The organism is Actinomyces oris (assembly GCF_001937445.1).
GTDB classification, from domain to species: domain Bacteria; phylum Actinomycetota; class Actinomycetes; order Actinomycetales; family Actinomycetaceae; genus Actinomyces; species Actinomyces acetigenes.
Genome location: NZ_MSKS01000033.1, coordinates 12,639 through 31,964, shown reverse-complemented (window position 1 = coordinate 31,964; position 19,326 = coordinate 12,639). Strand labels below are relative to the sequence as shown.

The following is a 19,326-nucleotide window of genomic DNA, read 5'->3' as shown; positions in this document are numbered from 1 at the left end:
ATCAGGCCGGATGCCTCACAGGAGCGGCAGGAGGATGTCGGTGACAGCGTCGACAGGCGGAGTGGTCGCCGGGTCGGTGAGGTACTCCTCGACGATCGGATGGTCTCGCGGCTCCTCGCCCGAGCTCGGCAGCCACTGGCCGTAGAGCCACAGGTAGGCGGCATGCATCGAGGAGTACGGGCCGACGTAATGCATGATCGCGTACCGTCCGTCCGGCACCATCCTCTCAGCAAGGTCGTGGGGAATCTTCGTACCGGGGCCGACGACGGTTCCAGCCGCCGAGCGCAGATCAGCCGGGGGAACGGCATCGGGATCGTCCTCATAGATGGCAACCATCAGACTCCCGGAGCCCACACGGTCTCTGACTCGGCTGAACGCCCGGCCGATATCCATATACGCCCCACGATGCTCGGATACGGCAAGTCGATAGCCGCGGCGAGTCTCCACACGAACCGCCCACCCCGGGTCCTGACTCACCGACGACATCGATCCCGAACCGCAACTCGTCGCCAGTGAGTCGATCGATGCCGGGCGTCCACCGATGCGGAATCGGCTGGGAGTCGTCCTATATGCGCGGAGAAAGGCTCGACTGAACACTTCGGTGCCGGTGAACCCGGCTTTCCAGGCGATCCGTTCCACCGGCCACGAGGTCTCGGTGAGCATGGCTGCCGCCCGCTCCAGACGGAGACGGCGCACGGTCTGAGCGGCCGTCTCCCCGCGCACCGCCCGGTAGATGCGGTGCCAGTGATAGCGGGAGAACCCGGAGACGTGCGCGAGGATCTCCAGGCTGAGGTCGTCGTCAAGATGCGTGTAGATGTAGTCGGTGACAACGTCGAGCTGGCGTTGGTACTGCTCAGCCCTCATGCGTCCGAAAGGACCCCAATGGAGAGGTGGATCGAGCCGTCCGGAGCGTAGTACTCGTAGTCGGCACGATAATCACGGGTCAGGTCCTTGCGGGCCCAGACATCCACCCACGCGTCATAGACACTCTCCGACCGAGCATCGGCCAGCGTGACGATGTCGCGAGTGGAGTTCGGGATCGTCACAGTCACCTGCCCGGGGGGAACCGGACCTCCAGCCTCGATGCGCCTACCGATGACGAGGGTGTAGACACCGTCGACATCGTCACCGGGAGTCTCGTAGTCGGTGTAGACCGCATAGATGCCGGGGCCGACGCTGGGCTTCTCGGGTGCGAGGAGCCCAGCGTCGGCAGCGGCCCGCCAGTGAGGAGGAATGGTTCGGGCTGCCTCTCGGTTCGAAGTCCGAAGAGGCAGGCCAACGACGTCGAAGGAGCCGATCGTTTCTCTCATGCGCTCCATGATGCCCATATGGCGCCCAGAGTTCACTGACGAATCTTGCGGACCTGGACGGGTCGTCAGTCCTGCGAGTGGGTCAAGACAATCTTGCCGGTGGTGGTTCCCGCGCGCACCGCGGAGACGGCCTGCGCGGCCTCCTGGATCGGGAGGCGGTCGGTGACGTGGACACCGAGCTCTCCGGAGGCCACGAGCTCCACCGCGCGCCTCAGGTGGCCTCCGACGAGCGCCGGATTCGCCTGGCTGAAGGCCCCGAGGTTGAAGCCGATGACGCCGATGCCCCGCAGCCACAGTGACGTGGTGCTCACCTGCTGGTCCTCCGCCTGGGAGGCGTCCCCCAGTGCCAGGAGCCGTCCGCCCGTGCGCAGCAGGTCGAGGCTGCGCAGCCTGGCCGGGCCGGCCACCGGGTCGGCCACGACGTCGAACTGGGCGGGGTCGGCCTCCGCGAGATCCTCGGTCAGCCAGGCCTCGTCATAGCCCAGGTCCAGGATCTCCTGGCGCTTGGCCTCACTGCGGGTGACGCCAACGACGCGGCCCGCACCGAGCAGCCGGGCCACCTGGCCCACCTGTGAGCCGAGACCGCCGGCGGCAGCATGGACCAGCACGCTCTCGCCGCGGCGCAGGTGGGCGATCTCCTCCAGGGCGACGAGAGCCGTCGTCGAGTTGGCCGGAACCGCCGCGGCCAGGACCGGATCGAGTCCCGCCGGGAGCGGTGCGACGAGCTCCGCGGGAGCCACAGCGACCTGCCCGTAGCCGCCACCTCCGGTGATGGTCAGGGCAACGACGGCATCCCCGACCCGATAGCCATCCACCCCGTCGCCGAGGGCGCGGACGCGGCCGCTCACCTCCAGCCCGGGAGTCCAGGGCAGGTCGATGGGCACGAGCCCCTCGGTGAACAGCGCCTCGACGTAGCCGACACCGGCATGGTCCACATCCACCGCAATCTGACCCGGTCCGGGCTCAGGAGTGGGGGCCTCCTGGTAGCGCAGCCCGGACGCCGGGCCATCGAAGCCGACGATCTGCATGGCCTTCATGGGCAACACCTTCCTGTATCAGTTATCAACACTGTATCAGATACCTGATACTCGATGCGGGATAGCCCGCTGGTCGACAGCAGCCACGTGAGCGCCATCAGGAGCCACAACAGGACCAAGAATGTCCAAATCTGTGACAAAGGCTTGGATCGTCGCCTGCAAGACGGAGTGAAACCGCATGATTCCAAGGTTCTCGTTCATACGGTTTGGAGATCTTCGGTCCTTTGTCACAGATTTGGACACCAACGAGCCGATTCCCCCAGAACCCGGTGCAGCCCACCCCGCCCGTAGCTCCGACATTGCGACATACCCAGAGGTTGAGAAGATGCGGCACCCCGTCTCACTCGCATGATCGTTACGGATCCGGGGCCGGGAATCCTCCTACCTGTCGGCCTCTACTCGGCTTTGAGGCCGTCCCGCAGGAGGGTGGTGACCCGCCCAAGCATCTCGGTGAGCTGCTGACGCTCCTTGGCGGTGAAGGCCCCAGCCATACGCTGCTCGATGCGGCGGGCGACCTCGTCGGCGCGCAGTACCAGGGCCTCGCCCTCGGGCGTGAGTGAGGCGATAAGGACCTTGGCGTGGTCGCAGGAGGGGCGGCGGGTGACGAGCTGCTTCTGCTCCAGCTTGGCAATGACCGTGGCCATCGTCTGCGGAGTGACCGCGGCAGCCCTGGCCAGCTGGGCCGAGGACTGCTCGGGCACGTAGTACAGGGAGAGCATGGCGGCGTACTGGGCCACTGTGAGGCCGAAGCTCCTCAGGGCCTCGGTCTTGGCGGCCATCATGGCCTGTTCGGCGGACTTGATGTGCAGGCCGAGCCGTACCCCGGTGTCCTCGATGAGCTCGCGACATCCTCGCCTCGGGGGCGGAATGTCCACGGTGCGGCTCACGGCACTCATCCTAGGAGGCGTCGTCATCGGGGAAGAAGATCTCCTCGATGGTCAGACCGAAGACGCGCGCAATGGCGAAGGCCAGGGGCAGGGAGGGGTCATAGCGACCGGCCTCCAGGGCATTGACCGTCTGGCGGGAGACACCCAGCTCCTCGGCGAGGCGGGCCTGAGTCCAGCTGCGCTGAGCGCGCAGCACCTTGAGATCATTTCTCACCGGTACCGCCAGGTGGACCACAGCATCCCGATACCGAAGAAGAAGGCCCATATGGCGCTGACCCATATGAGACTGACGCGAGGAGCCCCCACCTCCTCCAAGAAGCTGTAGGCGATCGACGTGATCACCGTCCCCGCTGCAGAGATGACGAGCGCTTCCATCACCTTCCGCGCCTGCATCTCATCCGCTTCCCGGGCTAATCGCATCATCGCCCACGCACAGATGACAACACCAACCATGGGAAGCAGTGCGACGGCGAATCGCCACGGATCGTCTTCCAGGGATCGCGCCCATCTCAGGCCGACCAGAACTCCGACGGAGTACAGAACCGCGCCGACAGTGAATCGAATGGAGTAGGCGATACCCGCCTTACGCTCGATAGTCATGGCTGCCTTCCGTCCATGGAGACAATGAAACGGATCAGTTGCCCGTGATCGACCAGGTCAACTCTGACCACAACCAAAATGATAAAGCAACCTTGTCATTCAGTCAAGGTCGCTTTCCTTTTCAGTGGCGTCTCCTTGACCGCCCTGTTGTCATCAGGTACGCACTGCCCAGGGCCGTGCCGACGATGACCGGGAAGGCGGGGATCACCCACCGGTGGGGGCGCACCTCGACTCCGTGGGCTCGCAGCGTCCGCTTCGCAAGGATCCAGAAGGGCAGGACGACCGGCAGCACCGTCGCCACCCCCGGGGTATAGCGCCGAGCGAGGACCGCTGTGCCCAGGTGGCTGAAGGTGTGCATGCCATAGCCGTAGAGCGCGGCCTGGTAGACGGGCGAGCGTCCACGGGTGCGGTAGCCGTCAATGGAGGCGGCAGCCATGAGGACGCCCATGAGACCGATCCCCAGATAGACGTGCTCACGCGAACAGCCATGACGCCGGATGTCCTCGGGCAGGAAAGGGATCTTATCGAAGAGCGGGTGCGTCCAGCCGGGCATCGTGGCCACCTCCTCGAGGTCGTGAGCCAGCCATGAGAAGAACAGCCCCCCGGTTACCAGTGACACGGAGTCCATGTCGTCACCTCCAGTTTCGATACCGATAGTTGCGCAACCAATAGTAGCGCTTCCTCGTCGGCTCTGCCAGACTTCCCGTCAAGGAGAAGTGCAGATGAGTAGATCTTCAGGAGACAACCGCGCAGGCGGCCGTGGTGGACGTCCTCGAGACACCACTGTCGATCAGCGGATCCTTCAGGCCACCACGTCCTTGCTCACTCAGAAGGGGTTTCGAGGCCTGCGGGTTGATGACGTCGCCCGCAGCGCCGGAGTCCCGAAGTCAACGATCTACCGGCGATGGCCCTCACTGACGGATCTCGCCGTCGCCTCCGTCGACGATGCGTTGGGAGACAGGCAAGCCGTCATCAGCGACGACCCACTCGTCGACCTGGCCCAGATCGTCGTCCATACCCACGCACTGTTCATCAGCTCACCCCTGGCCAGTGCCCTGCCGCAGCTGGCCCTCGAGCTCGTCAACCGGCCCGAGGCCGCTCGTCTCTACCGTGAACGAGTGATCAGCCCCCTGCGCGACGCTGCGATTGACGCCGTCCAGCGCGCTATCGAGCAGGCCTCCTGGAATGGGCCAGACGCGGAGACAAGCGTGGACATGATGATCGGTACAGGTCTGTACCGGCACAACTACCTGGGACACATGCCAACGCTGGAAGAGGCCTTCACGATAGCCGACGCTGTTGCGGGACGTCGTCTTCCTCGCCCCGATTCTTCTCCGGAACGACGGCACTGAACATGTTCTCCCGGGCCGACCATTATCAATGGGGAGCTCCGGGGAAGAGAGAACACGAAGAAGTAGGTGGTGGAGCCAACGGGACTCGAACCCGTAACCCCCTGCTTGCAAAGCAGGTGCGCTACCAATTGCGCCATGGCCCCTCGGGGAGGATCCTCACCGGTTCCGTCAGCTGCTAGTCAACGGGGTCGGTGACCTCGGCCCACGCGGCCCGCTCCATGCGGGCCGCCTCGAACCTGAGCCACGCGACATACCCCGCAGCGGCCAGGAACGAAAAGACCGCGGCTGATACGACTGCACGGTTCCTCATGAAACCTCCTCATCGTCTCACCGCGGACGGTGGGCCTAGCTGGACTCGAACCAGCGACCTCATCCTTATCAGGGATGCGCTCTAACCAACTGAGCTATAGGCCCTTGCGACCGGAGAAGATTAACCTGTCCGGCCATGACAGACCAAATCCGATCACTCGTCCGCAAGCGTGAGATGGATCCCACCAACGAGGGTGGCGGTGATGTTGTAGAGAAAGGCGCCCAGCGTGGTCAGCGCGGTCACCAGCACGATATCCACCACGGCCACAATCGTGGAGACGGCCAGGGCCCGCGGCAGCTCGAGGTAGGCCACGATCGCGGAGAAGGTGTTGGAGCGCTCACCGGCGACCGTCTTGACGAGATCCTCGATGGTGGAGAAGACGTGCATGGCGTCGAGCATGAACCACACGACCGCCGTGGCGACGATGAGCATGATGCCCACCGCGAAGCTGAGCAGGAAGCTCGCCTTCATCACTGACCAGGGGTCGACCCGGGTCAGGGCCAGACGCACGCGGCGCGGCCCGGCGATGGTCTTCTTGCTCTTCTTGCTCTTGCCGCCCGACGCACTGCCGGAGGCATCCGCGCCACCCACAATGGATGCGGCGCCTGCGGACTGCCCACCGTCAGGGGACATGGAAACCGGCTGGCTCATGCTTCGACCTCACTCTCGTTGTTTTCCAACGCTACCGTGTCCGCTGCTGAGTCCGCAGGAGAGTCGCCAGTGTCACCTTCCGGGGCCTGGTGAGCCTGGGCCAGATCGGTGGAGTCCGCCGACTCAGCACTCGGGGCGCTATCGGCGGCATCGACCGCCTCCTCCATGTCCCGTTCGGTGTTGCGGGCCACCGCGATGATGCGGTCTCCGGCGTCGGGCTTGGCGAAAGTCACGCCCTGCGTGGTCCGGCCGGTGCGTGAGACCTCGACGACGGCGGAGCGGACCACCTTGCCCGAGGCCATGATGCACAGGACCTCGTCGCCGGAGTCGGTCACCAGGGCGCCCACGAGGTTACCTCGGGCCTCGACGAGGTTGGCGACCTTGACGCCCAGGCCGCCGCGGCCCTTGACGGGGTAGTCGACGACGTTGGTGCGCTTGGCGTAGCCGCCCTCGGTGACGACGAACAGGTCGGCGTCCTGCCAGGTGGGGTCGACGACGTCCATGGCCAGCAGGTAGTCGCCGGGGCGGAAGCGCATGCCGGTCACCCCGCTGGTGGCCCGGCCCGTGGGGCGCAGGGTGTCGTCGTCGGCGTGGAAGCGCAGTGACTGGCCGGCGCGGGAGACCAGCAGGAGGTCCTGCCCGGTGCTCAGGAGGCGGGCGGAGACGAGCTCGTCGTAATTGCCCTCCTCGTCCTGGCGCAGGTTGATGGCGATGACGCCGCCGGAGCGGTTGGAGTTGTACTCGCTCAGGCGGGTCTTCTTCACCAGGCCGCGGCGGGTGGCCAGGACCAGGTAGTCGGCCTGGTCGTAGTCCTGAAGCTCCATGATCTGGGCGATCTCCTCGCCGGGCTGGAAGGCCAGGAGGTTGGCCACGTGCTGGCCCTTGGAGTCGCGCCCGCCCTCGGGCAGCTCGTAGGCCTTGGCGCGGTAGACGCGGCCGTAGTTGGTGAAGAACAGCAGCCAGCGGTGCGTCGTGGTGACGAAGAAGTGGTCGACGACGTCGTCCTCGCGCAGCGTGGCCCCGCGGATGCCCTTGCCGCCGCGGTGCTGGGAGCGGTAGGAGTCGGTGCGGGTGCGCTTGGCGTAACCGGAGCGGGTGATGGTGACGACCACGTCCTCCTCGGGGATGAGGTCCTCCATGCTCATCTCGCCGTCGAAGGGCACGATCCGGGTGCGGCGCTCGTCGCCGTACTTCTCGACGATCTCGGCCAGCTCGTCGGAGACGATGCCCCGCTGGCGCTCCGGGGAGGCGATGATCTCGCGCAGGTCCTTGACGCGGGCGCGCAGCTCCTCGGACTCCTGCTGGATCTTGAGGCGCTCCAGGGCGGCCAGACGGCGCAGCTGGAGGGAGAGGATGGCCTCGGCCTGGGCCTCGTCGACGTCCAGCAGACCCATGAGGCCGGTGCGGGCCTCCTCGGTGGTGGGTGAGCGCCGGATGAGGGCGATGACGGCGTCGAGGGCGTCGATCGCCTTGAGCAGGCCCTCGAGAATGTGGAGGCGCTCCTCGGCCTTGCGCAGGCGGAAGCGGGAGCGGCGCACGATGACGTCGATCTGGTGGGCGACCCAGTGGCGCACGAACCCGTCCAGGCTCAGGGTGCGTGGCACCCCGTCGACCAGGGCGAGCATGTTGGCCGGGAAGTTGTCCTGCAGCTGGGTGCGCTTGTAGAGGTTGTTGAGAACCACCTTGGCCACGGCGTCGCGCTTGAGGACGATGACCAGCCGTTGACCGGTGCGCCCGGAGGTCTCGTCACGGATGTCGGCGATGCCGGTGACCTGGCCGTCGCGCACGAGCTGGGCGATCTTGTCGGCCAGGTTGTCGGGGTTGACCTGGTAGGGCAGCTCGGTGACCACGAGGCACTGGCGGCCGTGGATCTCCTCGACGTTGACCACGGCCCGCTGAGTGATGGAACCACGGCCGGTGCGGTAGGCGTCCTCGATGCCCCGCCGGCCCAGGATGGTGGCGCCGGTGGGGAAGTCGGGTCCGGGGATCCGCTCGATGAGGGCGTCGAGCAGCTCCTCGCGCGAGGCGTCGGGGTGCTCGAGGTACCACTGGGCGCCGCGGGCGACCTCGCGCAGGTTGTGCGGCGGGATACGGGTGGCCATGCCGACGGCGATGCCCTCGGAGCCGTTGACCAGGAGGTTGGGGAACCTCGACGGCAGGATGACCGGCTCCTGGTTGCGTCCGTCGTAGTTGTCCTGGAAGTCGACGCTGTCCTCGTCGATGTCCCGGAGCATCTCCATGGCTAGGGGCGCCATCTTGCACTCGGTGTACCGGGGGGCGGCGGGCCCCAGGTTGCCGGGGGTGCCGAAGTTCCCCTGGCCGGCCACCAGCGGGTAGCGCAGCGACCACCACTGGACCAGGCGGGCCAGGGCGTCGTAGATGGCGCTGTCGCCGTGGGGGTGGTAGGTCCCCATGACGTCGCCGACGACGCGGGAGGACTTGGAGAAGGAGGCGGTGGGGCGGTAGCCGCCGTCGTACATGGCGTACAGGACGCGGCGGTGGACCGGCTTGAGCCCGTCGCGCACGTCGGGCAGGGCCCGGCCCACAATGACGCTCATCGCGTAGTCGAGGTAGGAGCGCTGCATCTCCATCTGGAGGTCGACCGGCTGGATGCGCTCGGGGGCGGCTGCGTTCGTCGCTCCCTCGTCGCCGATGATCTCTTCAACTTCGTCGCTCACAGGATTCCTTCGTGTTCAGAGGAGGTCGCCGGCAGCGGACCGGCGCTTCACGTGTGGCTCGGTGCCGCTCAGATGTCCAGGAAGCGGACGTCGGAGGCGTTGCGCTGGATGAAGGAGCGCCGCTGCTCGACGTCGTCGCCCATGAGGATCGCGAAGGTCTCGTCGGCGTCGGCGGCCTCGTCGAGCGTGACCTGCTTGAGGATGCGGGTCGTGGGGTCCATGGTCGTCTCCCACAGCTCGTGGTCGTTCATCTCGCCCAGGCCCTTGTAGCGCTGGATTCCGCCGTCCTTGGGCAGGCGGCGGCCCTTCTCCTGTCCGGCGGCCAGGAGCTTGTCTCGCTCGGCGTCGGAGTAGGCGAACTCGTGCTCGGCGTTGGACCACTTGAGCCGGTAGAGCGGCGGCATGGCGATGTAGGTGTGACCGTGCTCGATGAGGGGCCGCATGTAGCGGAACAGGAGGGTCAGCAGGAGGGTGGCGATGTGCTGGCCGTCGACGTCGGCATCGGCCATGATGACGATCTTGCCGTAGCGCAGCTTGGCGATGTCGAAGTCCTCGCCGATACCGGTGCCGAAGGCGGTGATGAGGCTGCGGATCGTGTCGGAGGACAGGGCCCGGTCCAGGCGCGCCTTCTCCACGTTGAGGATCTTGCCGCGGATCGGCATGATCGCCTGGTGCTCGGGGTCGCGGCCGCCAACGGCGGAACCACCGGCGGAGTCTCCCTCAACGATGAAGATCTCGGAGTCCGCGGCGTTCTTCGAGGAGCAGTCGCGCAGCTTGCCCGGCATGGAGGCGGACTCCAGGACGCCCTTGCGGCGGGTGGCCTCGCGGGCCTTGCGGGCGGCCAGGCGCGCGGCGGCGGCCTGGGAGGCCTTGGTGATGATGGCGCGGGCGTCGCCGGGGTGGGAGTCCAGCCAGTCGCCGAGCTGGGCGTAGACCGTCTGCTGGACGAAGGTGCGCGCCTCGGTGTTGCCGAGCTTGGTCTTGGTCTGGCCCTCGAACTGCGGCTCGGAGAGCTTGACGGAGATGACGGCCGTCAGCCCCTCACGGATGTCGTCACCGGTGAGGTTGTCGTCGCGCTCCTTGAGCAGACCCTTGTCCCGGGCGTACTTGTTGACCAGGGTGGTCAGCGCCGTGCGGAAGCCCTCCTCGTGGGTGCCGCCCTCGGTGGTGTTGATCGTGTTGGCGTAGGTGTGGACCGACTCCGAGTAGGCGCTGGTCCACTGCATGGCGATCTCCAGGCTGATGGAGTGGGTCTCGCCCAGGGACTGCTCGGCCTCGAAGTCGATGATCTCGGGGTGGACGAGCTCGGCCTTCTTGGACTTGTTGAGGAAGGCGACGTAGTCGCGCAGGCCGTGCTCGTAGCAGTAGGAGTCGGTGCGGAAGCCGACCTCGGGGGCGTCGGGGACGGAGTCGTCCCCGGCGATCTCGTCGCCGGCGTCCTGAACGCCGAGGCGCTCGTCGGTCAGGGTGATGCGCAGGCCCTTGTTGAGGAAGGCCATCTGCTGGAAGCGACGGCGCAGCGTCTCGTAGTCGAAGTCGACCGTCTCGAAGATGGTCGGGTCCGGGTAGAAGGTCTGAGTGGTGCCGGTGGACTCGGTGGCCTCGCCCTTGACGAGCTCGGTGATGGGGCGGCCGCCGTCGGCGAAGGACATGCGCCACACGAAACCCTGCCGGCGGACCTCGGTGTCCACCCGGGTGGACAGGGCGTTGACCACGGAGATGCCCACGCCGTGCAGACCGCCGGAGACGGCGTAGCCGCCGCCTCCGAACTTGCCGCCGGCGTGCAGGATCGTCATGACGACCTCGACGGTGGGCTTGTGCTCGGTGGGGTGCTCGTCAACCGGGATGCCACGACCGTTGTCGCTGACGCGCACGCCGCCGTCGGCCAGGATGGTGACCTCGATGTGGTCGCAGTAGCCGGCCAGGGCCTCGTCGACGGAGTTGTCGACGACCTCGTAGACGAGGTGGTGCAGGCCCCGCTCACCGGTGGAACCGATGTACATGCCGGGGCGCTTCCGGACCGCTTCGAGCCCTTCGAGGACGGTGATGTCCGAGGCTCCGTAATCGTGATTCACAGTGGCGTCCTGGTCAGACACGTGTCAGTTGCTCCTCAATCTGTGCGCATCGGGACCTCAGTGGTCCGATGTCTCCGTCCGGCCCCTTCACACGACGATCCTGAGGAGAATCGTGCGCACACGTAGGTGGGTACATCAGGACGGTCCTGGGCGCACCTTGGGCGGTTTCACCGCATTCTAGCGTAGACGGGCCCGTGAACCGCTGTGCCGTGAGCAGCTGGGAGCGTGCCCGTGGTCACCTCTGTCTCGCGTGGGTCACCGCGCCGCCCGACGCCGGGCGCCCGCTCCGTGTCTTTCCGACGACGACGGCTCCGACCGGGGCGTTGACAATGATACCCGCGCTGCCGCTATCCGTAGGTATCGCGCGGACCGCGGGCGCCGCGCAGGCCGACTCCGCGGCGCTTCCAGGTCGGGCCGGTAGGTCCCAGGATCCGCAGCTCCACCCCGTCGCCGGTGCTGATCCCTCCGGCCTGGCGGCCGCCGGGCCCCGAGCGCAGGGCCTCAACGATCCTGGCCTCGATGGTGGGTTGGAGGAGCCGGAGCTGCTGGGCCCAGCTCGACGACGAGGCGCGCAGGGTGATACGCCCGGCATCGAAGGACTCGATGGTGCAGTGCTCGGCGACCTGCTCGCCCACGATGGCCTGCCACCGGGCGACGACGCCGGCCACCGCGAGCTTTCCGGCCCAGCCGTTGTCGGCCACCATACGGCGCAGCTCGCGCTGCCCGGTGCGGGGGTCGAAGGGGGTGGGGCCGGGCCGGTCGCGCCCCCGCGCCAGCCCGGGGCCCCGGTCGGCCGGGTCATCCGGGTTCTGGCCCAGCGCACGGGCCAGCTCGCGGCGCTGGTCCCAGGGCGCCGCCTGCTGCGCGCCCTCGCTCCCAGAACCGCCGGCCGGCTCACGCAGCCTGCGGACCGGGACGCGACTGTCGCCCTTCTCCCAGGCCTGGGCGCGCTGACGGGTCAGGGCCCGCTGGGCCAGGACATCGGGCAGCGGGCCGTCACCGGCGGGTACGGAGGGCTCAGCCACGGGTGACCTCACCGTCGGCCACGCGGTACCGGGCGCCGGCGAGCTCGGCGGGGACGTCGTCGTCGACGGCGGCGGTCAGCAGGACCTGCTGGGCTCCGGCGACCATCTGGGCCAGGGCGCGGCGGCGCTGCTCGTCGAGGGAGGCGAAGACGTCGTCGAGGATGAGGACCGGCTCGCCGTCCCCGCCGTAGGCGTCGATGTCTGTGCGCAGCAGGTCGTAGGAGGCCAGGCGCAGCGCCAGGGCCAGGGACCATTGCTCGCCGTGGGAGGCGAATCCGCGGGCGGGCAGACCGGCCAGGAACAGGCTCAGGTCGTCGCGGTGCGCGCCGACGAGATTCGCACCGCGGTCGATCTCCCGGGCGTGGAGCTCACCCATGGCGTTCTCCAGGCGCGTGGCCACGGTGGTCTCATCAAGGAGCGTCTCCTCCCCGGCGAGCCAGGCCGACTCGTCGTGGGGGTCGGGCTCCGGGACTCCCTCGTGGGTCAGCAGGCTCGAGCGATAGGCGATCTGGGCGCGGGAGCGCTGCCCGGAGGTCCCCGAGACGGTCTCGTAGGCGGAGGCTACCCAGGGGCGCAGGCGCCGCACGACGTCGACCCGGGCGGCGATGAGCCGGGCGGCCGCCGCGGCGAGTTGGGCGTCCCAGACCTCCAGGGTGGAGAGCATCGAGGCGGTCGAGGAACGGGCCGCGCGCGCCGACTTCAGGAGGCTGGCGCGCTGGGCGAGGATCTTGTCGTGCTCGGCGCGCACCCCGGCCAGGCCCGGGCGCAGCGTGACCGTCAGGTCGTCGAGGAAGCCCCGGCGGACCCCGGGTTCGGCGCGCACCAGGGAGAGGTCCTCGGGGGCGAAGACGACCGCGCGCAGCACCCCGAGCAGGTCGCGGGGCCGGCAGCCGCCCCGGTTGAGGCGGGCCCGGTTCGCCTTGCCCGCGATGATCTCGATCTCCAGGACGCTGGGTCTTTCCCCGTGGACGGCCCGGGCGCGCACGACGGCGCCGGCCGGCTGGGCCTGCCCCGGCGCCGCCCGTCGCACGAGGGCGGTGTCCGCGCCGATCCGGTGGGAGGAGAGGGTCGCCAGGTAGACGATGGCCTCGACGAGGTTGGTCTTGCCCTGCCCGTTGGAGCCGACGAAGGCGCTGGGGCCGGGCTCCAGGGACAGCACCAGGCTGCGGTAGGAGCGGAAGTCGTCCAGGGAGAGGTCAGAGACGTACATGCACCGTCGGGTCTCAGGCTCCGAAGCGGATCGGCATGAGCAGGTAGCGGAAGGAGGAGTCCTCGGTGCCTCCGATGGAGTCCATGCCGGTGAGCACCGCGGGCTTCGAGGCGTGGGTAAAGTCGAGGCGGACGTAGGGCTGGTTGAGGGCGCCCAGGCCGTCCAGGAGGTAGCCGGGGTTGAAGGCGGTGGAGATGTCGTCGCCCTCGAGGTGGGCGACGAGCTGCTCGGTGGCCTGGGCGTCGTCGCCCTGTCCGGCGTCGAGCTCCAGGTTGCCCTGGGTGAAGGACATGTGGATGGGGGTGGAGCGGTCGGCGACGAGGCTGACGCGGCGCACCGCGGCCATGAGCTCGTCGGTGCCCACGGTGGCGTGGATCGAGGTGGACTCCGGGAAGAGGCGGCGCACCGGCGGGTAGTCGCCGTCGGTGAGCAGGGAGGTGGTGCGCCTGCCGCCGGCCTCGAAGCCAATGAGGCTGGAGGCCGCCGACTCGCTGCTGAGGGCCACGGTCACGTCTCCGGAAGAGGTCAGGGACTTGGCGACGTCGGAGAGGGTGCGGGCCTTGAGCAGGGCGGTGGTGGACAGCTCGGTGTTGGACGGCGACCAGGTCAGCTCCCGCATGGCCAGGCGGTAGCGGTCGGTGGCCATGAGGACCAGCGAGCTGCCCTCGACCTCGATCTGGACGCTGGTGAGCAGGGGCAGGGTGTCGTCGCGGGAGGCGGCGATGGAGACCTGGCCGACGGCGCGGGCCAGGTCGTGGGCGTCGATCGTTCCGGCGACGGCGGGCATGACCGGCAGCGCCGGGTAGTCGTCAGCGGCCATGGCCGCCAGGGAGAAACGGGCCGATCCGCAGGAGACGGCGACCTTGTTGCCCTCGACCTCCAGGTCAACGGGCTTGTTCGGCAGTGACTTGGCGATATCGGCCAGGAGCCGTCCGGAGACCAGGACGACGCCGTCCTCCTCGACGTCGGCGGCCACCTCGCAGCGGGCCGAGACCTCGTAGTCGAAGGAGGCCAGGACCAGGCTGGAGCCCGTGGCCTCCAGCCTGACTCCGGCGAGCACGGGTACCGGCGGACGGGCGGGCACGGATCGCGCAGTCCAGGTGACGGCTTCAGCGAGGATGTCTCGGTCAACCCTGAGCTTCACGGTAGGTGCCTCCGTCAATCGTGGTCGGTCGGCCGGTAGGCGTCGTGGCACTACTGAGCCGAGAAAAAACGTGGTGCCGACAGGTCGCCGGCGAACAGTCGTCATCGGAACGGCGTCGCTGGGTACGCAGTCCTGGGTCGAGAGTGTAGACGGTAGTCCGCAGGAGTCACCCTGTCACCAGTGATCACCCATGTTCCTCCCATACGCCTCCCTGAATGACAAGCGCCCGCCGGTCCGGGTTCGGCCTCGTTGGCCGATCGTGCTTCGCGATTCATGTCATTTGGGTTTGTAGGTGTAGTAGCACGTGTGGATGCTGGGGATAACCGGATCTTTCGCTGTTATGACGCCAGTGGCGCTGGGGAATGACACGTGGGTGGTTCTGGTGAGCAGGCGAGGGTCCCGGTGGAGAGAGTAAATGACATTCATGTCATTCCACAGTGGGGGTGCGCTACCTCCACAGCGACACGCTCGCTCCTCCACGTGCCGTCCTCAGCACCGTCCACAGCTGCGGTTGACGTGGTCCGGTGAAGGCACTCTTGGCAACCATCCGCGCCGCTCGTTCCTCGCGGCGCTCCCGCCAGTCCCGTCCACGCCTTCGAGCACCTTCACCGGACCACATCTGTCAATCGCGTGAATGATGCGTCCCGTCGTCGGGTCAGGCGGGAGACTGGGCGGCCTGCTTGATGCGGCTGGTCAGCTCGGTGACCTGGTTGAAGGTGGAGCGCCGCTCGGCCATGAGGGTGCGGATCTTCTTGTCGGCGCTCATGACGGTGGTGTGGTCGCGCCCGCCGAACTCCCGCCCGATCTTGGGTAGGGAGAGGTCGGTGAGCTCACGGCACAGGTACATGGCGATGTGACGGGCCGAGACCATGGTGCGTGAGCGGTTGGCCGAGCACAGGTCGTCGATGGTGATGCCGAAGTAGTCGGCGGTCTGCGCCATGATGAGGGAGGTCGTGATCTCCTGGCCCTCGGGGTCGGAGATGATGTCCTTGAGGACCATCTCGGCCAGGGTCTGGTCGACGGGCTGCTTGTTGAGGGAGGCGAAGGCCGTCACCCGGATGAGTGCGCCCTCGAGCTCGCGGATGTTGGTGGTGATGCGTGAGGCGATGTACTCCAGGACGTCGAAGGGCAGGTCGAGGCCCTCGGCGGTGCCCTTGCGGGAGAGGATCGCGATGCGGGTCTCCAGGTCCGGGGGCTGGACGTCGGCCAGCAGGCCCCACTCGAAGCGGGAGCGTAGGCGCTCGTCGAGCCCACCGAGGGCCTTGGGGGGTTGGTCGGAGGTGAGGACTACCTGCTTGCCGGAGGAGTGCAGGGAGTTGAAGGTGTGGAAGAACTCCTCGAGGGTCGACTCCTTGCCCTGGAGGAACTGGATGTCATCGACCAGGAGGATGTCGACCTCGCGGTAGCGGCGCTTGAAGCCCTCCATGCGGCCGTCGTCCTGGTTGCCGTCGCGCACGCAGGCGATGAAGTCGGAGACGAAGACCTCGGAGTTGACGTACTTGACGCGGATTCCCGGGTTGAGGGTCTGGGCGTAGTGGCCGATCGCGTGCAGGAGGTGCGTCTTGCCCAGGCCGGAGCCGCCGTAGATGAACAGGGGGTTGTAGGCGCGGGCCGGGGCCTCGGCCACGGCCAGCGCGGTGGCGTGGGCGAAGCGGTTGGAGGAGCCGGTGACGTAGGTGTCGAAGGTGTATCTCGGATTGAGCTGGGAGACGTCATGGGCCGCCGTGGGGGTCAGCAGCCCGGTGGGGTTCTGGGGGCTGGTGCTCCCGGGGCTGTAGGTGCCGGGAAGTCTCGACCTGGCGGGGAGGGAACCGGGCATCGTTGATGGTGCCGAGGATGCGGAGGCCTGGGAGTGAGGCATCGGTGAGGGGGCACTCGCCGAGTAGGGCGAGGGCTTGGCAAGCTGCTCCCCGTAGGCGGGCACCGTTGGAGCGGTGGGCGCAGCCGACATGTCCGACACAGCCGATACGGTGGAGGGCCTCGACGGCTGGGGCGGGACCGAGGGGGATGGGGAGGATGCCGGTGCGGGGGCGACGGTCGCCAGGTTGACGGGCTCGGGGGCCACTGGGGGCATGGGCGCGCGCGAGGCCTCCGAAGAGGTGTCGACCGTGACCTCCATGGGCATGGGGCGGCCCCAGACCTGGTTGATGGCGGCGCTGATGGGGGCACGTGCCTGCTCGACGATGTCCTTGGCGAAGGCCGATCCGACGACGAGGACGAGTGTGCCGTCGACGTCGATGAGGTGGGTCATGCGGATCATGGACATCTTGCCCTGGCCCAGCTCTCCGGAGCTGGAGAGCACCTCAAGGGCTGAGAGCCATTTGGTATTGGCGGCGTCGGGCACGACGGACTCCTGATCGGCATGGTTGATGAACCCGGTGACTTTGCAACCCGACCGACGCCGGCCGGGGCCCTGTGTCGATGATGACAGGGTTGTGTGGAGCTGGCGAACCGGAAGGTCTTGACCAGGCGTCCCATCATGCTGGTTCTCCACAGCCTTGTCCACACCTGGGGACACACAGAGCGATGACTCACAGATAACGTTCAGAATAAACTCTGAAAACAGTAGGTATGGATGGCTCCGATCATGTGCTGCGAGCCCGCGGAATGACAGATGTGTCGTCATTGACGGGGCTTTCGAGGAGGTACGCACAGGTCAAGGAGTTATCCACATATCCGCAAGGGTGTGGACGCAGCGCTTCCCACAGCCGTGGACACGGACGACCCCGGTTGTGGACGGAGTGTGGAGAGGATGTGGATGACGCCACCGGTCACGGTGGTCACAGTCGGCCACATTCGTTTGACCGGCAAGAGGGCCAAACGTAGGCTGTTGCAGACGTTCGCGCGGAGTCAGGTCCCGAACCATGGGGCAGCCGCACGAGCGACAGTGCCGCGAACCTCGCGATGCACTGTTCCGATCACCTCAAGCAGGAGTTAAGCCCGTGAGCAAGCGGACCTACCAGCCGAACAACCGTCGTCGTGCCAAGGTGCACGGCTTCCGTAAGCGCATGTCCACCCGCGCAGGCCGCGCCGTCCTCGCTTCGCGGCGCCGCAAGGGTCGCGCTCGCCTCGCCGCCTGAGGTGCTCGGCGCGGCGCACCGATTAGCGCGGGGTGAGGACTTCACTACCGCGATTCGTCGGGGTACGCGCTGCGGGAACCGCAGGCTGGTCGTGCACTACCACGCCGGCGGGAGAGGGGATGACTCCCCGGCTCTCGTCGGCGTCGTCGTGCCCAAGAAGCAGGTCCCGTTGGCGACTCGCCGCAACCGCATCAAGCGTCGGGTGCGAGCCCTCATGGCGCAGCGGCTCGGTTCCCTGGAACCGGGGGCCCGCGTGGTCGTGCGCGGACTGGCGGGTGCCGACGGCGCCGACAGCAGCACCTTGGGACGGGACCTGGATCGGCTTCTGAGCCGGTGCCGGGAGCATCGGGCCGAAGGGCGCCGGCGGTGAGCCGGCAGGTCGCGGGTGAGCGATGAGCGGATGGCTGACAAGAGTCCTCGTGGCTCCGGTGCGTTTCTACCAGCGTTTCATCTCTCCGGCCCTGCCGGCCTCCTGTCGCTACTACCCCACGTGCTCGGCCTACGCCGTCACTGCGCTGGAGGTGCATGGTCCGATCAAGGGCATGCTGCTGGCCCTGTGGCGTCTGCTGCGATGCAACCCGTTGACGCCCGGTGGAGTCGATCATGTCCCGGACAAGGGGCAGTGGCGATACCACCATCCCCGTGACGTTCCGAGGTTCATGGTCGAGGACTCCTGACCGAGCCTGCTGAACCAGTGGACACGACGCCGGCTCAGACCCTGAGCCCGCACTGATACCTCTCGCACGAGAACCCTCATACAAGGAGTACGGATGGACACGTTGCTGTGGCCCCTCAAGGTGGCCGTGGCCTGGGTCATGGTCACGATCCACAAGGCCCTGGTCCTCATCGGGTTCCCCGACGGGCCGGGTATTGCCTGGGTGCTGTCCATCATCGGTCTGACGATCGTGGTGCGGCTGCTCATCATGCCGCTGTTCGTCAAGCAGATCCGCGCCTCGCGCGGGATGCAGCTCCTCCAGCCCGAGCTGCAGGCCCTTCAGGCCAAGTACAAGGGCAAGAAGGACCCCGAGTCGCGCCAGCGCATGAACGAAGAGATGATGGCGCTCTATCGCAAGCACGGGACCAACCCCTTGGCCTCCTGCCTGCCGATCCTGGTGCAGATGCCCGTCTTCTTCGCCCTGTTCCGCGTGCTGGCCTCCCTGGGGGCCGTCGCCGGTGGCACCTATGGGCGTCCCTCGATCGGTCCGCTCACGCAGCAGCTGGCCGAGCAGGTCCAGGCCTCCAGCGTCCTGGGAGCCAGCCTGTCCTCCTCCTTCATGAGCAGCTCCGACACGCAGGTCAAGATCGTCACGGTCGCCATGATCATCATCATGTCGGTGACGCAGTGGTACACCATGGCGCAGCTGTCGATGAAGAACATGTCGACGGAGTCCCTCAACTCCGACAACCCCATGATCCGTTCCCAGCGGATGATGCTGTACGTGATGCCGGTGATCTTCGCCGTCTCCGGCGTCAACTTCCAGATCGGTGTGCTCGTCTACTGGGTCGTCTCCAACCTGTGGACCATGGGCCAGCAGTTCTTCACCATCCGCAACATGCCCGCTCCCGGAAGCGAGGCCGAGAAGAAGTACCGTGCCCGCATCAATGCCAAGCGGGCCCGCAAGGGACTGCCCTCCCTGGAGGAGGAGGAACGAGCTGAGGCGATCGCTAAGGCCGAGGCTGAGGGGCGCACCGGAGGCCAGCGGGTGCAGCCGGTGCGCAAGAACCGACAGAAGAAGTCAGGCGGTCAGAGCGAGTCCCGCAGCGAGGCCGTCGCCCAGGACTCCGATGTCGAGCAGCTCAAGGACGCCGATGAGGACAAGGGCTCGACATCGTCCAAGAGTGGTGGCCTCAGCGATGAGGAGATCGCTCGACGTCGTTATGAGCGCCGAGCCCGTCAGCGTCGCGAGGCGGCGGCCCGACGCAAGGCCCAGGCCAAGAAGAAGCACAACCGTTGACACGTGTTCAGC

At 67.2% G+C, this 19,326-nt stretch carries 20 protein-coding genes and 2 tRNA genes; 5 read left to right on the top strand and 17 right to left on the bottom strand.

What is annotated here, in order from left to right:
* Positions 1–15: 15 nt before the first annotated feature.
* The 7 genes from BKH20_RS10085 to BKH20_RS10055 form a co-directional block, all read right to left on the bottom strand.
* The gene (locus BKH20_RS10085; protein ID WP_075390952.1) at positions 16–864 is read right to left on the bottom strand and encodes an AraC family transcriptional regulator; all 849 of its coding nucleotides are present in this window, start codon (positions 862–864) and stop codon (positions 16–18) included.
* A complete protein-coding gene (locus tag BKH20_RS10080; RefSeq protein ID WP_075390962.1) occupies positions 861–1,310 on the bottom strand; it encodes a GyrI-like domain-containing protein in 450 nt (149 codons plus the stop codon). Before BKH20_RS10080 ends, BKH20_RS10085 begins: the two co-directional genes overlap by 4 nt.
* Before the next feature lie 65 nt (positions 1,311–1,375).
* Positions 1,376–2,347 carry a quinone oxidoreductase family protein gene (locus BKH20_RS10075; RefSeq protein WP_075390951.1) on the bottom strand — a complete coding sequence of 324 codons (972 nt, stop codon included), beginning with the start codon at positions 2,345–2,347 and terminating at the stop codon, positions 1,376–1,378.
* A 395-nt stretch (positions 2,348–2,742) separates the two neighbouring features.
* Positions 2,743–3,243 (bottom strand): MarR family winged helix-turn-helix transcriptional regulator, encoded by a 501-nt coding sequence (locus tag BKH20_RS10070; protein ID WP_075390950.1) that lies wholly within the window; start codon positions 3,241–3,243, stop codon positions 2,743–2,745.
* Position 3,244: 1 nt separating this feature from the next.
* Positions 3,245–3,448 carry a helix-turn-helix transcriptional regulator gene (locus tag BKH20_RS10065; RefSeq protein ID WP_075390961.1) on the bottom strand — a complete coding sequence of 68 codons (204 nt, stop codon included), beginning with the start codon at positions 3,446–3,448 and terminating at the stop codon, positions 3,245–3,247.
* Entirely contained in the window at positions 3,445–3,834 is a 390-nt protein-coding gene (locus BKH20_RS10060; RefSeq protein ID WP_075390949.1) for a hypothetical protein, read from the bottom strand. Before BKH20_RS10060 ends, BKH20_RS10065 begins: the two co-directional genes overlap by 4 nt.
* Positions 3,835–3,955: 121 nt before the next feature.
* Positions 3,956–4,462, bottom strand: a complete 507-nt coding sequence (locus BKH20_RS10055; RefSeq protein WP_075390948.1) for an HXXEE domain-containing protein — start codon at positions 4,460–4,462, stop codon at positions 3,956–3,958.
* 94 nt (positions 4,463–4,556) lie between these two features.
* Here BKH20_RS10055 and BKH20_RS10050 point away from each other — a divergent pair, with 94 nt between their 5' ends.
* On the top strand, positions 4,557–5,186 hold the full coding sequence (locus BKH20_RS10050; protein WP_075390947.1) for a TetR/AcrR family transcriptional regulator: 630 nt from the start codon (positions 4,557–4,559) through the stop codon (positions 5,184–5,186).
* A gap of 67 nt (positions 5,187–5,253) precedes the next feature.
* Here the strand turns inward: BKH20_RS10050 and BKH20_RS10045 are convergent.
* The 10 genes from BKH20_RS10045 to dnaA all read right to left on the bottom strand — a co-directional run bounded on the left by BKH20_RS10045 (position 5,254) and on the right by dnaA (position 16,623).
* Positions 5,254–5,329 (bottom strand) — tRNA-Ala (locus BKH20_RS10045).
* A gap of 32 nt (positions 5,330–5,361) precedes the next feature.
* Positions 5,362–5,496, bottom strand: coding sequence for a DLW-39 family protein (locus BKH20_RS14370; protein ID WP_218638161.1), 135 nt, complete (start codon positions 5,494–5,496; stop codon positions 5,362–5,364).
* A gap of 30 nt (positions 5,497–5,526) precedes the next feature.
* Positions 5,527–5,600: transfer RNA gene (locus BKH20_RS10040), tRNA-Ile, on the bottom strand.
* A 49-nt stretch (positions 5,601–5,649) separates the two neighbouring features.
* Entirely contained in the window at positions 5,650–6,147 is a 498-nt protein-coding gene (locus BKH20_RS10035) for a DUF3566 domain-containing protein (protein ID WP_075390946.1), read from the bottom strand.
* The gene (gene gyrA / locus BKH20_RS10030; RefSeq protein WP_070658901.1) at positions 6,144–8,825 is read right to left on the bottom strand and encodes a DNA gyrase subunit A; all 2,682 of its coding nucleotides are present in this window, start codon (positions 8,823–8,825) and stop codon (positions 6,144–6,146) included. Before gyrA ends, BKH20_RS10035 begins: the two co-directional genes overlap by 4 nt.
* A gap of 68 nt (positions 8,826–8,893) precedes the next feature.
* A complete protein-coding gene (gene gyrB / locus BKH20_RS10025; protein ID WP_075390945.1) occupies positions 8,894–10,921 on the bottom strand; it encodes a DNA topoisomerase (ATP-hydrolyzing) subunit B in 2,028 nt (675 codons plus the stop codon).
* Positions 10,922–11,247: 326 nt separating this feature from the next.
* The gene (locus tag BKH20_RS10020; RefSeq protein ID WP_178388586.1) at positions 11,248–11,925 is read right to left on the bottom strand and encodes a DciA family protein; all 678 of its coding nucleotides are present in this window, start codon (positions 11,923–11,925) and stop codon (positions 11,248–11,250) included.
* Positions 11,918–13,135 carry a DNA replication/repair protein RecF gene (gene recF, locus BKH20_RS10015; protein WP_075390944.1) on the bottom strand — a complete coding sequence of 406 codons (1,218 nt, stop codon included), beginning with the start codon at positions 13,133–13,135 and terminating at the stop codon, positions 11,918–11,920. Before recF ends, BKH20_RS10020 begins: the two co-directional genes overlap by 8 nt.
* 13 nt (positions 13,136–13,148) lie before the next feature.
* Positions 13,149–14,279, bottom strand: coding sequence for a DNA polymerase III subunit beta (gene dnaN, locus BKH20_RS10010; protein WP_075390943.1), 1,131 nt, complete (start codon positions 14,277–14,279; stop codon positions 13,149–13,151).
* Positions 14,280–14,934: 655 nt separating this feature from the next.
* Positions 14,935–16,623, bottom strand: coding sequence for a chromosomal replication initiator protein DnaA (gene dnaA / locus BKH20_RS10005; protein WP_075390942.1), 1,689 nt, complete (start codon positions 16,621–16,623; stop codon positions 14,935–14,937).
* A 598-nt stretch (positions 16,624–17,221) separates the two neighbouring features.
* On the opposite strand from dnaA, the gene rpmH reads away from it, so the two are divergent.
* The 4 genes from rpmH (at position 17,222) to yidC (ending at position 19,314) form a co-directional block, all read left to right on the top strand.
* Positions 17,222–17,359 carry a 50S ribosomal protein L34 gene (gene rpmH / locus BKH20_RS10000; RefSeq protein ID WP_026426261.1) on the top strand — a complete coding sequence of 46 codons (138 nt, stop codon included), beginning with the start codon at positions 17,222–17,224 and terminating at the stop codon, positions 17,357–17,359.
* Between the two features lies 1 nt (position 17,360).
* Positions 17,361–17,729, top strand: coding sequence for a ribonuclease P protein component (gene rnpA / locus BKH20_RS09995; protein WP_075371194.1), 369 nt, complete (start codon positions 17,361–17,363; stop codon positions 17,727–17,729).
* Between the two features lie 22 nt (positions 17,730–17,751).
* The gene (gene yidD / locus BKH20_RS09990; protein WP_075373034.1) at positions 17,752–18,036 is read left to right on the top strand and encodes a membrane protein insertion efficiency factor YidD; all 285 of its coding nucleotides are present in this window, start codon (positions 17,752–17,754) and stop codon (positions 18,034–18,036) included.
* Positions 18,037–18,129: 93 nt separating this feature from the next.
* A complete protein-coding gene (yidC, locus tag BKH20_RS09985; RefSeq protein WP_075390941.1) occupies positions 18,130–19,314 on the top strand; it encodes a membrane protein insertase YidC in 1,185 nt (394 codons plus the stop codon).
* Positions 19,315–19,326: the final 12 nt, after the last annotated feature.

Coding starts and splice junctions, on each gene's coding strand:
- BKH20_RS10050 (WP_075390947.1), top strand. CDS start 4,557: ATGAGTAGATCTTCAGGAGACAACCGCGCAGGCGGCCGTGGTGGACGT.
- BKH20_RS10080 (WP_075390962.1), bottom strand. CDS start 1,310: ATGAGAGAAACGATCGGCTCCTTCGACGTCGTTGGCCTGCCTCTTCGG.
- BKH20_RS10035 (WP_075390946.1), bottom strand. CDS start 6,147: ATGAGCCAGCCGGTTTCCATGTCCCCTGACGGTGGGCAGTCCGCAGGC.
- BKH20_RS14370 (WP_218638161.1), bottom strand. CDS start 5,496: ATGAGGAACCGTGCAGTCGTATCAGCCGCGGTCTTTTCGTTCCTGGCC.
- recF (WP_075390944.1), bottom strand. CDS start 13,135: ATGTACGTCTCTGACCTCTCCCTGGACGACTTCCGCTCCTACCGCAGC.
- BKH20_RS10070 (WP_075390950.1), bottom strand. CDS start 3,243: ATGAGTGCCGTGAGCCGCACCGTGGACATTCCGCCCCCGAGGCGAGGA.
- BKH20_RS10075 (WP_075390951.1), bottom strand. CDS start 2,347: ATGAAGGCCATGCAGATCGTCGGCTTCGATGGCCCGGCGTCCGGGCTG.
- yidC (WP_075390941.1), top strand. CDS start 18,130: ATGGACACGTTGCTGTGGCCCCTCAAGGTGGCCGTGGCCTGGGTCATG.
- BKH20_RS10060 (WP_075390949.1), bottom strand. CDS start 3,834: ATGACTATCGAGCGTAAGGCGGGTATCGCCTACTCCATTCGATTCACT.
- yidD (WP_075373034.1), top strand. CDS start 17,752: ATGAGCGGATGGCTGACAAGAGTCCTCGTGGCTCCGGTGCGTTTCTAC.
- BKH20_RS10055 (WP_075390948.1), bottom strand. CDS start 4,462: ATGGACTCCGTGTCACTGGTAACCGGGGGGCTGTTCTTCTCATGGCTG.
- BKH20_RS10085 (WP_075390952.1), bottom strand. CDS start 864: ATGAGGGCTGAGCAGTACCAACGCCAGCTCGACGTTGTCACCGACTAC.